12 protein-coding genes are annotated in these 13,520 nt (G+C 54.0%); all 12 read right to left on the bottom strand.

Features of this window, described 5'->3' with window-relative positions:
- Positions 1-18: 18 nt before the first annotated feature.
- Positions 19-2,592, bottom strand: coding sequence for an ABC transporter permease (locus B9Z32_RS04100; RefSeq protein ID WP_108420980.1), 2,574 nt, complete (start codon positions 2,590-2,592; stop codon positions 19-21).
- A gap of 34 nt (positions 2,593-2,626) precedes the next feature.
- Positions 2,627-3,520, bottom strand: a complete 894-nt coding sequence (locus B9Z32_RS04095; RefSeq protein ID WP_108420063.1) for a formate dehydrogenase accessory sulfurtransferase FdhD — start codon at positions 3,518-3,520, stop codon at positions 2,627-2,629.
- 91 nt (positions 3,521-3,611) lie between these two features.
- Positions 3,612-4,007 carry a hypothetical protein gene (locus tag B9Z32_RS14165; protein WP_199219936.1) on the bottom strand — a complete coding sequence of 132 codons (396 nt, stop codon included), beginning with the start codon at positions 4,005-4,007 and terminating at the stop codon, positions 3,612-3,614.
- Between the two features lie 18 nt (positions 4,008-4,025).
- A complete protein-coding gene (locus B9Z32_RS04085; RefSeq protein WP_369909449.1) occupies positions 4,026-5,294 on the bottom strand; it encodes a formate dehydrogenase subunit gamma in 1,269 nt (422 codons plus the stop codon).
- A 16-nt stretch (positions 5,295-5,310) separates the two neighbouring features.
- Positions 5,311-5,556, bottom strand: a complete 246-nt coding sequence (locus B9Z32_RS04080) for a hypothetical protein (RefSeq protein WP_108420062.1) — start codon at positions 5,554-5,556, stop codon at positions 5,311-5,313.
- On the bottom strand, positions 5,553-6,164 hold the full coding sequence (gene fdh3B / locus B9Z32_RS04075) for a formate dehydrogenase FDH3 subunit beta (RefSeq protein WP_108420061.1): 612 nt from the start codon (positions 6,162-6,164) through the stop codon (positions 5,553-5,555). The genes B9Z32_RS04080 and fdh3B overlap by 4 nt, the downstream gene beginning before the upstream one ends.
- A gap of 27 nt (positions 6,165-6,191) precedes the next feature.
- Positions 6,192-9,155: a formate dehydrogenase subunit alpha gene (locus B9Z32_RS04070; RefSeq protein ID WP_108420060.1), complete on the bottom strand. Its 2,964-nt coding sequence runs from the start codon at positions 9,153-9,155 to the stop codon at positions 6,192-6,194.
- Between the two features lie 36 nt (positions 9,156-9,191).
- Positions 9,192-9,395: a formate dehydrogenase gene (locus B9Z32_RS04065; RefSeq protein ID WP_108420059.1), complete on the bottom strand. Its 204-nt coding sequence runs from the start codon at positions 9,393-9,395 to the stop codon at positions 9,192-9,194.
- A gap of 124 nt (positions 9,396-9,519) precedes the next feature.
- Positions 9,520-10,137: a molecular chaperone gene (locus tag B9Z32_RS04060; protein WP_108420058.1), complete on the bottom strand. Its 618-nt coding sequence runs from the start codon at positions 10,135-10,137 to the stop codon at positions 9,520-9,522.
- Positions 10,138-10,175: 38 nt separating this feature from the next.
- Positions 10,176-12,281 (bottom strand): 4Fe-4S binding protein, encoded by a 2,106-nt coding sequence (locus tag B9Z32_RS04055; RefSeq protein ID WP_108420057.1) that lies wholly within the window; start codon positions 12,279-12,281, stop codon positions 10,176-10,178.
- Entirely contained in the window at positions 12,241-12,939 is a 699-nt protein-coding gene (locus B9Z32_RS04050) for a DUF3306 domain-containing protein (protein WP_108420056.1), read from the bottom strand. Before B9Z32_RS04050 ends, B9Z32_RS04055 begins: the two co-directional genes overlap by 41 nt.
- Entirely contained in the window at positions 12,936-13,496 is a 561-nt protein-coding gene (locus B9Z32_RS04045) for a DUF3305 domain-containing protein (RefSeq protein WP_108420055.1), read from the bottom strand. Before B9Z32_RS04045 ends, B9Z32_RS04050 begins: the two co-directional genes overlap by 4 nt.
- Positions 13,497-13,520: the final 24 nt, after the last annotated feature.

The following is a 13,520-nucleotide window of genomic DNA, read 5'->3' as shown; positions in this document are numbered from 1 at the left end:
TTGACACAGCGTCTTGATTTACTCAGACGCTTGACGCAAAGTTTGCGACACGGGTTGGCGAAGCACTTCCGCCAAACCCCACCAGCCCGCAACCCAAGCCAACACCGCACCAGTGAGTGCGCCAGCCACTGGCACCCACAGCGAAGCAGTCCATTCAAATTCAAAGACAAAGCGCGCCAAGCCCCAGCCCACCAACTCGGCCACCATGCTGGCCAAGAAACCCGCCATCAGCCCAACACCCATCAGCTCGGCTGTTTGCACTTGACTAAGCAAACGGCCCGTAGCGCCCAAGGCGCGCATGATGGCAAATTCGCGTTTGCGCTCTTCGCGTGTCGAGGTTACTGCTGCAGTGAGTACCAGCAAGCCCGCCATCAAAGTGAAGGCAAACAAGAACTCAACGGCGCGAATGACCTGATCTAAAACCTTTTGCACTTGCATCAAGGAGGCCCGCAAGTCGACACTGGTGACGTTGGGAAACTGCTGCAGCAAATTGCGCTCGAAGGCAGGTACATCGGGAGTTTTAAAAGCGGCCATGTAACTCAAGGGCACTTCTGGCAAATTGTCGACAGGGTAAATCACAAAAAAGTTGGCTCGCATAGAGCCCCAATCCACTTTGCGCAATGATGTCACTCGGCCCTCTGAAATCACACCCCCCACATCAAATCGCAAACGATCGCCCATCTTCAAACCCAGCGTTTGAGCAATGCCAACTTCAACACTCACAGCATCTTTTTCGCCTTCCTGCCACTGCCCTTTCACCACCGCGTTGTGCTCGGGCTGGGTAGCGTGGGCCGACAAGTTGAATTCACGATCGACCAAGCGTTTGGCACGCTCATCGGTGTAATCTTGCGGACTGGTTTCTCGGCCGTTGACCGCTACCAAGCGCCCTCGAATCATGGGATACCAGTCGTAATCTTTCACACCCACTTGGCTCAATTTGTCTTGAAACGCTTGAGTTTGATCGGGCTGGACATTGATCACAAATCGATCGGGTGCATTGACTGGCGTGGCCTTGCGCCAACTGCTGATCAAATCGGTTCTGAGCAACACCAACAAGACCAAGGCCAGCAAGCCCACAGACAAAGCACTCACTTGCACCACGGCATACACCGGCCGTGCCATGACCTGCCTCGTGGCCAACAGCAACCAACGCGGTGTGGTGTCGCTGGGCACCCACTTGCGCAGCAACTTCAAAACCAACCAGGTGGCGCCCGCAAACATCGAGGTGGCTATTGCAAAACCACCGACCGTCATCAAACCCAGTTTGACATCGCGGCTAGCCCACATCAAGGCACCCGCGAAGCCTACTAAACCCGTGAGCAGGACACCCAAAGAAGCTGGCTGCAGTCCACCCATGTCGCGGCGAATAACGCGCATGGCAGGCACTTTGGCCAACTGCAAAACAGGCGGCAAACCAAACGCCAACAACAAGGTCAGGCCCATGCCCAAGCCCAACAGCGCCGGTGCACCAGAGCTTGGCGGCAATTGCACATCGACCAATCCAGCCAGCAACCAAATAAAGGCATGGTGAATGCCATAGCCCATGATGACGCCCAACAAACTGGCAGCCAAACCTGCAGTGATGAATTCGAAGGCATAAGCCACAGACAATGTTTTTTGGCTCTGCCCTAGCACACGCAGCAAAGCACAGCCATCAAGGTGCTTGCTTGCAAAAGTTCTGGCTGCCAGTGCTACCGCCACCGCGCACAAAAGCGCTGCCAACAAAGCCACCAAATTCAAAAACTTCTCGGCACGGTCTAGGGTTTGACGCATTTCAGGGCGACCACTCTCCATCGACTCAACTTGAATACCCCTGACCTCAGGCTTAGCCACTTCATCGCGAGCCCACTTTAAAAACTGCTGCACATTGGCTTGCGATGCTTCACCCGCTACCGCCATGCGGTATGACAAGCGACTGGCCGGCTGAATCAAGCCCGTGGCCATCACATCCGATTGGTGAATCATGACCCTGGGTGCAAAGTTCATGAAACCAGCGCCTCGGTCTGGTTCGCGGTCAATGAGCGCCGCTATTTGAAAGGCCTTGTCGCCAAGCCACAGCGCATCACCCAGTTGCAAATTCAGCACCTCGAGCAGGGCAGGATCTACCCAGGCTTGGCCAGGTTGAGGTACTTCGCGGGTAGGTTTAGCGGGATAGATCTTTGACAAATCTGGTTTGATGGCGTCTCTGCCTTCTAGGTTCAACAGACTCATTTGCCCGCGCAAGGGATAACCTTCTGACACCGCCTTCAAGGCCACCAATTTGGTTTCGCCACCTTTGGCATCGTCTGCGCGTGCCATGCTGGGAAAACTCAGGGTGTCATTGGTTTTGAGACCCAAGGCTTGAGCCTTTTGCTGGAAGTTGGCGGGTGTGGGCTTGTCGCTCACCACCACCGCATCGCCGCCCAAAAGCTGTCTAGCATCGCGCCACAAACCGGCTTGCAACCGGTCTGAGAAAAATCCAACCGCCGTGAGTGCGGCCACTGCCAGCACAACTGAAATGATGAGCAGGTTGAGTTCGCCTGAACGAAAATCTCGCCAAAGGTTGCGCCAACCCAATTCAAATGAGCGTTGCCAAGAATGTTGAGTCAACATCGGCAGAGAAGGGGTGCTGGGCACTTGTGCTCCTTCAGCTTGCATCATGCAACACGGGCTTGCCCGCAGTTTCAGCCAACTCCGTTTGCCACTTCAATCTTTGGGGTGCGCTAAAGCACAAGAAGCGTTTGTTGGTGGCGCGGCCAATGGCACAAAGCTGCACGCGCTCGGCCACTTCCAAGCCCATTTGGGTAATGCCACTGCGCGAGACTGCAATGGGCACACCCATTTGAGCCGATTTGATCACCATCTCGCTGGTAAGCCTGCCAGTGGTGTAAAAAACTTTGTCGTACCCACTCACATCATTCATGGCCATCCAACCAGCAATGGTGTCCACCGCATTGTGGCGGCCTACATCTTCCACAAACATGAGCATGTCAGCGCCTTTGAACAAAGCACACCCATGCACAGAGCCCGAAGATTTGTAAGTGGTTTCTTGAAGGCGAATGGCATTGACCAAAGCATACAAAGTGGCTTGAGAAATGTGTGCGTCAGCAGGCAGCTGAATGGCGTCGATGTCATTCACCAAATCGCCAAAAACACTGCCTTGACCGCAACCTGTGGTCACCACACGCGCTGCAGTTTTAGGGCCCGCTTGGCTCAGGCCTTCGCGCGTTTTGATGGCCGCCACACCGGGTTGGCCCAATTCGCCTTCACCCAGAGTCCAATCTACCGTGACAGATTCAATTTCATCCACCGACTGAATCAAGCGTTGGTTTAGCAAGAAACCTAAAACCAAATACTCAGGGCTGGCACCCAAGGTCATGAGTGTGACCAACTCTTTTTTATCCAAGTACACAGTGAGCGCACGCTCTGCAGGAATGTGCACTTGGGATGTTTCACCAAACTCATTGACCACACTGATTTGACGCGTCAATTCAGCGCGCGCTTGAGTCAATCTGGGTTTAAGGGAAGAAGCTTGCAACATGGGTCAATCAAATATTCAGGCTTGAGCCTAACGCAAAAAGTCCCACGCTTATGCAGCGAGGGACTTTCAACCCGAAGAATTCAGGGAAAAATCAGGATTTTTTGGCTGGAGCAGCCGCGGGAGCAGGGGCTGGTGCAGCACCAGGGGCTGCAGGCTTAGCACCTGCCGCTGGGGCTGCGGCCACCGCTGCAGGAGCGGCTGGGGCTGCTGCCACAAAGGCACCTGGGTCGACGCATGGGGGTGTAGCCACGGGTGGGTTAGTGGGCTTGCCACTGGCCTTGGCTGTTTTGTAGTAGTGGGCCGCTACTTTTTCGCGCGACTTGCACAACTGAAAATCGGCTACTTTGTTGCCATGGGCTGTTTTGGCAGCGGCTTCTGCCGCTTTGGCCTTGGCTTCGTCGCTCAGAGGGGGCAACTTGGCCATGGCCGAAACGCTGAACAAAGATGCCAACACCAAAGTGGCCATGCTGATGAATGTTTTTTTCATGGTTTGAATCCTCAAACTTCAAGCAGATGCTGACGTGGAAGCCGCGCCACCATGGGCTACTGCTTCGGGAGATCTTTGGGCAGGAATTTTGCCTGCCTTGATGTCGTTGTACCAAAGTTCGTGGTGCTCTTTGGCCCAGGTTTCATCGACATAACCAGTGCGCATGGCACTGTAAGCGCCTTGCATGCCAATGGTGCCCATGTAAATGTGGCCCAAAAACATGGCCATCATGAGGACCGTGGCCACGCCATGAATCATGTTGGCAATTTGCATGGTGCCGCGCTCGTAAATGAGACCAGGAATGAGCTTGTCAAGCACCAGGCCAGAAGCCACCACTATGACGCCCAAGCCCAACACACCCAACCAGAACACCACTTTCTCACCTGCGTTGAAGCGGTGTGATGGCACTTCTTGTCCCGAGAACATGCCGCCGCCCTTCAGCATCCAAGTGATGTCTTCTTTGCTAGGCCAGTTGTCTTTGAGGAAAGTAAAAAACACAATGATGAGGGACACCGCAAACAAGGGGCCGGCAAAGTTGTGAACGTTTTTCAGGAAATAGGTGAGCCAACCAAACAAGGCTGAACCGATGATAGGCAAGATGAAATACTTGCCAAAAGCTATTACCACACCAGACACCGCCAACAAAACAAACGCAATGGCGTTGGTCCAATGGGCTGCGCGCTCGAGCGGCGTGAAGCGTTCAATTTTGCGGCCTGTTTCTGCGCCATGCAACTTCATGGTGCCTTTGCCGTAGTAGAACAAGGCAATGGCCAAAGTAACTATCAACAGCAAAGAGCCGCCGTAGGGGATGATCCAGTTGTTGCGAACTTGGCGCCATGCCTCACCCGCTGTGGTGAGCTTGGAGCCTGGGTATTGCACAAATGGCTGAATGAGGTTGCCCGCTTCAGGTGCTTCCGATGCAGGCAAGCTGCTGAAGCCGTTCACACCTGCGCCTACTTGTCGCCACATGGGCGCGTTGTTGCCAGGTTGAACCTTGTCACGCTCGCCATTGTTTTGGTCTGCGTATTTAGGATCGGTGCTGGCATCGGGTGCAATGGAGAAGATGTTGGCACTTTGCACGCCCATGGCGCCTGCTTTGGCCGCCTCAGGTGCCGCTGCTTTGGTGTCAGCCGCTGCTGGCTTTGCAGATGCTGCAGATGTTGCAGATGTAGCTGTTGCAGCTGGTGCAACTGGTGTTTGGGCCGACACACTCAAGGCCACGCCGAAGATCACAGCACCCATGAGAACATGGGCCTTGATCTGTTTCAGTACCGAAAATCGGTTCATGCTGGCACTCCCACGTTCAGTTGGATCGCGAGTGATCGTTTTGCCCATATTGGGCGCGAGTTTTGAGTTGCTGGGCCCAGCTGTTCTTGTCGCCTGCTTTCCAGTCAGACTCGGTGAACACCTTCACGCCTGTGCCTGTGTAAGGCGCGGCATCGAACTTGGGCTGGCCGGCCAGTTCTTGGGCTTTGTCGCCGCAGGCGGTGAGGCCTGCTGCCACTGTCAAAGCAATGGCGATACCCGTGAGTCGTTGAAAGCTGCTCATGATTTGGCACCTTTCGCATCGGTTTTGCTGCCATAGGCAGTGCCCCAGCCCCAAACTTCTGCGCCTTTGCCGCGTTGCACCACGCGGTTGCGGAAGATGTCGGCCACCACATCGCCGTCTCCAGCGAGCAGGGCTTTGGTAGAACACATTTCAGCGCAAGCAGGCAACTTGCCTTCGGCCAAACGGTTGCGACCATATTTTTCAAACTCGGCTTGGCTGCCATTGGCTTCGGGGCCACCTGCACAGAATGTGCACTTGTCCATCTTGCCGCGAACACCAAAGGTGCCAGCGCTTGGGAATTGAGGTGCGCCAAAGGGGCATGCGTAGGAGCAGTAGCCACAGCCAATGCACACGTCTTTGTCGTGCAAGACCACGCCTTCTTCGGTGCGATAAAAACAGTTGACGGGACAAACTGCCATGCAAGGTGCATCTGAGCAGTGCATGCACGCCACAGAGATAGACCTCTCGCCGGGCACACCATCGTTCAATGTGACCACGCGGCGGCGATTAACGCCCCAAGGTACTTCGTGTTCGTTTTTACAAGCTGTGACGCAACCATTGCATTCGATGCAGCGCTCTGCGTCACAGATAAATTTCATTCTTGCCATGTTTTACTCCTGTGTGTGTGGAAAGCTTTACGCTTTCTCCACATCGCAAACGGTGGTTTTTGATTCTTGCATCATGGTGACGCTGTCGTAGCCATACGTGGTGGCCGTGTTGACGGCTTCACCGCGCACGATAGGCGCCGCACCATTGGGGTAGTGCGCCAGCATGTCGGCACCTTGCCAACGACCCGAGAAGTGGAAGGGCAAGAACACGGTATCGGGCGCAACGCGCTCTGTGACGAGCGCTTGAACGTTGATGCGTGCACCAGTGGGTGACTTCACCCAAGCACGGTCGCCATTGCGAATGCCACGCTTAGACGCTGTTTGCGGATTGATTTCCACAAACATCTCTTGCTGCAACTCGGCCAGCCAAGGGTTGGAACGGGTTTCTTCACCGCCACCTTCGTATTCGACCAAACGGCCGGAGGTCATGATGAGCGGGAACTTCTCATGTACCTTGTCGGCAATGTTTTTGTCTTGAATGGTTTTGTACAAAGTGGGCAGACGCCAGAAGGCTTTTCTGTCGTCGTGCGTAGGGTACTTGGCCATCATGTCGGGGCGAGTGCCATACAGCGGCTCGCGGTGCTGAGGAATAGGATCGGGGAAGTTCCAAACCACTGCACGGGCCTTGGCATTGCCAAACGGATGGCAACCATGGTTCTTCATGAACACACGGATCATGCCGCCAGAAGAATCGGTCTTCCAGTTTTTGCCTTCGGCCGCTTTGGCTTCGGCTTCTGTGAGTTCACCCCACCAGCCGAGCTTTTTGAGCAACACGTGGTCGAGTTCGGGGTAGCCGGTGGTGATGTCGGCACCTTTGGAATGTGAGCCGTCTTCAGCCAACAATGATTTGCCTTCACGCTCAATGCCAAAGTTGGCGCGGAAGTTGCCGCCACCTTCCATGACGTGCTTGGAGGTGTCGTACAAATTGGGTGAGCCTGGGTGTTTGAGTTCGGCCGTGCCGTAGCAAGGCCATGGCAAACCGAAGTAATCGTCGCCGAAGTCGTAGCCTGTTTCTTTGTCTTTGCCACCCTTCGATTTGAGGGTTTTGACATCGAACACATGCATGTTGCGCATGTGGGCTTTGAGGCGCTCTGGGCTTTGACCGGTATAGCCAATGGTCCAGACAGACTTGTTAATTTCACGCAGGATGTCTTCGGGCACGGGTTCGTCCATGCCTTTGACTTTTTGCATTTTGTAGTTCTTGACCAACTCTTTGGCAAAGCCCAATTTCTCGGCCAACTGAAGCATGATCATGTGATCGGAGCGGCTTTCCCACAAAGGCTCAATGACCTTTTCGCGCCATTGAATGGAGCGATTGGAAGCCGTGCAAGAACCGCTGGTTTCAAATTGTGTGGCTGCAGGCAATAAGTAAACCGCGCGGTTGGGGTTCAGGTCTTCAGGTTTGCCTGGCATGGCGGCCATGGCCGCTGTGGCAGAGGGATATGGATCGACCACCACCAACAAGTCGAGCTTGTCCATGGCGCGCTTCATTTCCAAACCGCGAGTTTGTGAGTTGGGCGCATGGCCCCAGAAGAATACGCCGCGCAAATTGCTGTCTTGGTCAATCAGCTCGTTTTTCTCGAGCACACCATCGATCCAACGTGACACGGTGATGCCGTTCTTACCCATCATGGCGGGACTTGAATAGCGGCCTTTGATCCACTCAAAGTCGACATCCCAAGCTTTGGCAAAGTGCTTCCAAGAGCCTTCAGCCAAGCCGTAGTAGCCAGGCAATGAATCGGGGTTAGGGCCTACATCGGTAGCGCCTTGCACGTTGTCGTGGCCACGGAAAATGTTGGTGCCACCACCCGTTTTACCAATGTTGCCCAGTGCCAGTTGCAAGATGCAAGAGGCGCGAACAATGGCATTGCCAATGGTGTGTTGGGTTTGGCCCATGCACCACACGATGGTGCTGGGGTTGTTTTCGTGCAGCATCTTGGCCACTTTGAAAACTTGCGCTTCATTAACGCCGCAAGCTTCTTCTACCTTGTCGGGTGTCCACTTGGCCATGATTTCGGCCTTGACAGCTTCCATGCCATACACACGGTCGTTGATGTACTTTTTGTCTTCCCAGCCATTTTTGAAGATGTGATAAACAATGCCAAACAAGAATGGAATGTCGGTGCCTGAACGGATACGGACAAACTCATCGGCTCTGGCGGCTGTGCGTGTGAAGCGGGGATCGACCACAATCATCTTGCAGCCATTTTCTTTGGCATGCAACATGTGCAACATGCTCACGGGGTGAGCTTCAGCAGCATTGGAGCCAATGTACATGGCGCACTTGCTGTTTTGCATGTCGTTGTACGAATTGGTCATGGCGCCGTAGCCCCATGTATTGGCCACACCCGCCACGGTGGTGGAGTGGCAAATACGCGCTTGGTGATCGGTGTTGTTGGTGCCCCAGAAGCTCACAAACTTGCGCAGCAAATAAGCTTGCTCGTTGTTGTGCTTGGATGAGCCCACGTAGTAGATGCTGTCGGGGCCACTGGTTTTGCGCAGCTCAAGCATGCGCTCTGTGATTTCTTTCAAGGCCAGGTCCCAGCTGATGCGCTGGTACTTGCCGTTGACCAACTTCATGGGGTAGCGCAGGCGATATTCGCCATGGCCGTGCTCGCGCAATGCAGCACCCTTGGCGCAGTGCGCACCCAAGTTGATGGGGGAATCAAAAACAGGCTCTTGGCGAACCCACACGCCGTTTTCAACCACGGCGTCTACCGCGCAGCCCACAGAACAGTGGGTGCAAATGGTGCGCTTCACTTCCACCTTGCCAGCACCCACTACACCGCCAGAAGTACTGGCAGCTTGGGCTTTTTTCACCAAACTCAGCTGCGAAGCAGCCAAGCCCACCCCCACGCCTAAGCCAGAGCGACGCAAGAACGTGCGGCGATCTAGGGTAGGCAACTCCTGAGTGAGTCCGCGGCGCAAGCTGTGCACGAATGGGGACGATGAAGCACCTGTGGTGCCCGAGTTCTTTTTGGTCAACAACATGAAACTCTCCAGAAGAGGTGAGTGTTTGAAAAGGGATTAGACCAAGGTGGTCTTGTAATAACGCTTGACGTGCTCTGAAAGCTCGTAACCACCGCCCCGCTCGGGCTTGGCTTTTTTAACGGCTTGGGGGGCTAACTCTTGCACTTGCGGCAGGAGGCTGGTTACTGCAGCTACCGCACCAACAGTACCGGCACCTGCAAACAAACTGCGGCGAGAAACTTTGGGATTTTGGGAATTCATAGACGCTTCCTCGAATGATGCTTAGGAAATACTTTGCATACCCCTGAATCTTATCAGTTTGCAAAACATGAACAATGGGAAAACCCTTAGGGAATTGTCTCTTGCATGACTTCTTGTGTTTGTCTTAAGTCAACAAATCGAATCCTTGCGTTTCAATACCTAAAAAAGCTTGTGTGAAATCGGCCAAACGGCCATAAAACTGCGCCTTCGGATGCCTTGAAATGACGTCGGCCATGTCTGAGGCCCAAGGCTGAAGGTGTTTGGCAAAAAATTCTCTTTGCTGGGTTAAGTTGGCAACACGCACATCGTCCCCTGCAATCAGGTAACGCATGACCTCACAAAGACAGGCAAAGTGGTCTTCCGTTTCCGACATGCTCTCATCTCGTTGCAAACCCAAGGCGTCCAAGTCCTCTCGCAACCTTGCAACCGGCTTGTCGTTTAAAAATCCACTGATGTAGTGAGATGCAAACAAATAGATTTCGGGCTTTCCAACGCCGCCAAACAAACTGTTGAATTCATCGGCAATTTCCAAATCAGAGCATGCTCTTGCGGCCGCTACCACTTGCCGCCAAGGCTCCTCTAAAAAGCCGCCTTCTACAGGCGCATCTGTGACGGCCACACGCAATTGCGCCAGCAAATCAGCGGACGGCACTTGATAAAACAATTGCGCCAACAGGCCATAAATTTCTGCGCGGGCCGTTTCTTCGTCTAGCGCTGAGGAAGATTGCAAATTAGAAGTCATGGCGTGTTGATTCAATTAAAAAAGTTCAATGAAAAGCCTCAAGCCTTTGGGGGCAGGTTCAAAATTTTGGCTTCTTCAGTGTTGGAGTAGATGTCAATCACGCGGCAATCGCTGCACATTTTGAGTCGCTCCAAGGCGGCCCCCTGAAACATGCTGTGACCCGCCAATTTGCCAAGCATGGCTTCGATGGCTTTGAGCGTACCAAAGGCTTTGCCGCATTTAACACAACCGTAAGGCTGAGATTGATTCAAAACCTGAGCTTGCTTGCGATCTGGGGTTCGCAAGAAACGCGGTACCAAGTCAATGGCGTCTTCTGGGCAGGTGGTGGCACACAGGCCGCACTGCACACAATTTTTTTCAATGAACCGAAGTTGAGGCAATTCGGGGTTGTCTTGAAGGGCGCTGGCGGGGCACGCGCTGACACAACTCAAACACAAGGTGCATTTGTCGGCATTCACCTTCAAACTGCCCATGGGTGCGGGTTTTGGCAAGGCGATGATTTTGTTGGTGTCATTCAAAGCCGCAGGCGCGTGCTCGCTCAAATGGTCTAGTGCAAGTTCAAGCGTACCGCGCTTCTCAGGGGCAACGGCGTATTTGGCAAACACAGCGGGAACTTGCAATTTGCTTTGTGAAGATAACTGCTTTTGCGCCTGCAAATTGGCTTGCAAACTCACATCCAAATCCATGGCACTTTTGGCCTGGATGATTTGAAAATGCACACCTGTGTAGCCCAAGCCAGCGAGCAAACTTTGGGCTACTGCCATTTGGGCGTTCAAGCCATCGACATATTGGGGTGCCTCTTCGTGCGTGTTGAGCACCAGCACTTGTTTGGCGCCATAGGCAATGGCCGTAAGCCAAACTTCCAAACCCAAACTGGCGGTGTGCCACAAAGACATGGGAATGACATTGGCGGGTACACCTTTTGCCAATTTCAGTTGCGCTGATCGACCCAACTCTTCGATGCATGCCGCGCCCGCGTCTTGGCTGTGCAGCAAGAGCGTGGCGTCTTGCCCGCCTGCGGCGTGGTAAGTGGACAAGAGCGTTTTGATTTTCAGCCCTTGTTCCTGCGCTTTGGGGTAGCCATAGGTCAAGGCGCCAGTGGGGCACACTGTGGTGCAAGCACCGCAGCCAACGCAGAGGTTGGGGTTGACTTTGATTTGTTGGCGCGACTTTTCGCTGGAAATGGCCTCTGCAGAGCAGATGTCAATGCAGGCATTGCAGCCCACCGTTTCGTTGCGGCTGTGCGCGCAAAGCTTTTGCTTGTAGGCAAAGAATTTGGGCTTTTCAAACTCGCCCACCATGTCGCGAAGCTTGATGAGGGTGGACAGGTCTTGGCCATCCCACTTGAAATAGCCCTGTGGGGGAGCGTGCTGAGGAAAGCCAGGGCCCACCGCGCCAGCAGCTCTAAGGTCCAAAATGAGATCAAACTTTTCTGCGGCTTCATGGGGCTCGCGATTGAAATCAATGGCGCCCGCTGCTTGACACACTTTGACGCAAGCACGGCTTGAGTTGCAAGCGTTCATGTCAATTTGATAGTCCAAGCCAATGGCGTTTTCGGGACACGCTTCTACGCAAGCATTGCAACGCGTGCACAGGTCCAAATTGATGGGGTTGTTTTCTGTCCAAGAAACGTCAAAAGCACCCAGCCAACCCGTGAGTTTTGTCAATTGACCCGCAATGACTGGATATTGTCTTGCCTGCGCGCCACCGGCATCACCCGCGCCCTGTGCAAAGATCACAACTTGCAAGGCATCCGCAAGCAAAGCGGCGGCTTTTTCAGCTTTGTCTAGAGGGCCAATGATCAGCAATCGGCCTTCGCTTTTGAAAGGCACCACAGGTACGGGATCTGGCTCTGGCAAGTGCGCAGCTGCAAGAAGTGCTGCCAATTTAGGGCTGGCGTTTTGAGCATCGCTGCTCCAACCGCCCATTTCCCGAATGTTGACAAACTTGATGGGCGATGTGGCACCTTCGGTTTGGGTGGCCAGTTCAGTGAAAAGTTTCTTTTCTTGCGTACAAGCCACAACGACCTCTTGGCCCGACTGAATGGCTTTTTGAAAAGCGCCCGCTTCTCTGCGGCAAAGTGTGCTGTGCAGCGTGAGCGATTCACCCAGCGCCTGACCCAGTTTTTGGGTCTGCAGAGGCATGGTCTGATTGCAATCGCAAATGAGTGTGGTCATGAGAGGCAGGATCGTTTTCTAAAGGGTTTGAACTTGTATCTTGGCTAGAAGAGTGTGCCGCATTCTGGGGCGGGTCGTCCTTGGTTTGCTCTGTCACAAGTTCGGGAAGGTTCTGAGGTTTGATTTCATCGCTGGTGGACTGTGCCACATCTTCTGGTGCTTTGACCAAGCCCAAAAACTGCGCCCCGACCATTTTGGCCAACATGCCCTCGGGCATGGGGTCGGGGGTGTTGTAGTCGCCAATGTAAATGTCAAGGCCATCCATGATGTTGTAGTGCGGGTCGGCCAAGAGTTTTTTCATGGCGGCGTTGCGCACTTCAGGCGATACGCCCTGGGTCATGTAAGAGGTGAAATCGGATTCGGGGGTGAGCTTGGCCACATCTTCCAAGGTCAGGACTTTGACGGGTTCTGGTGTTTGGGCGGTTTGATCCTTGGCGCCCGTTGCCTTGTTGGGTGATGTTGCAAGCGCACCGTTTTGCTCACTTCTTGGCTCACTTCGTATCTCTTGAGGCTTGGGCAAGGGTTCAGCCAATGGCGCACCCTGCTTCACAGCCTGTTTGCGCTGCGACCAACGGCTGAAAAATCCACCCGATTCTTCAAGGTTCTGCTTGCTGCCCTCGCTCATGAGCCCTCCACTTTGCGGCCTGAGCGATCGCCGGTGGTAACTTTGGCGGGTTGGCCAAAACGATCTGTGAGGGTTTGGAAGCTTTGGGGCCGCTGACGCCGCTTCACCTCGGGGGTGTAATGCTCGTTGGCAAAATCGCGAACCCACTGAACGATGTCGGGCGAAGCTGGCACTTGTTCGATGGTTTCCTGCGCATCAAGCCATCGACCGGCATCGTGATAGCTCAAAGACACGCGTTCAGGTTTGGCAATGGGCTCTTCGCTCAGGCAGGCTTCTTCTTCCATGCGCCACATCACAAAAAAACAAGGATCGGGGGAGGTCACATTGAGCAAATAGCCTTCTGCGTCGTCAGGGAAGAGCTCGACCTTGAAATGAGGGAAAAGCCAGAGAGCACCTTCTTCACTTTCGCGCAAGCACTTTGGCTCAGTGCCAAAGCCTTCTGATTGTGGCGTCACATCGTCTAAAACCCAGCGCCATGTTTGCCATTTGGCCATGTCACCCTGCACACGCTCACGGCGCATGACAACAGCTACATCGATGGAAGGTCTAGAACTCATGGGCTGATAGTACCAATGATTCTA

Source organism: Limnohabitans sp. MMS-10A-178 (assembly GCF_003063375.1).
GTDB lineage: Bacteria > Pseudomonadota > Gammaproteobacteria > Burkholderiales > Burkholderiaceae_C > Limnohabitans_A.
Note: the sequence above shows the minus strand (reverse complement) of the source record. Positions and strands in the feature narration are given on the sequence as shown.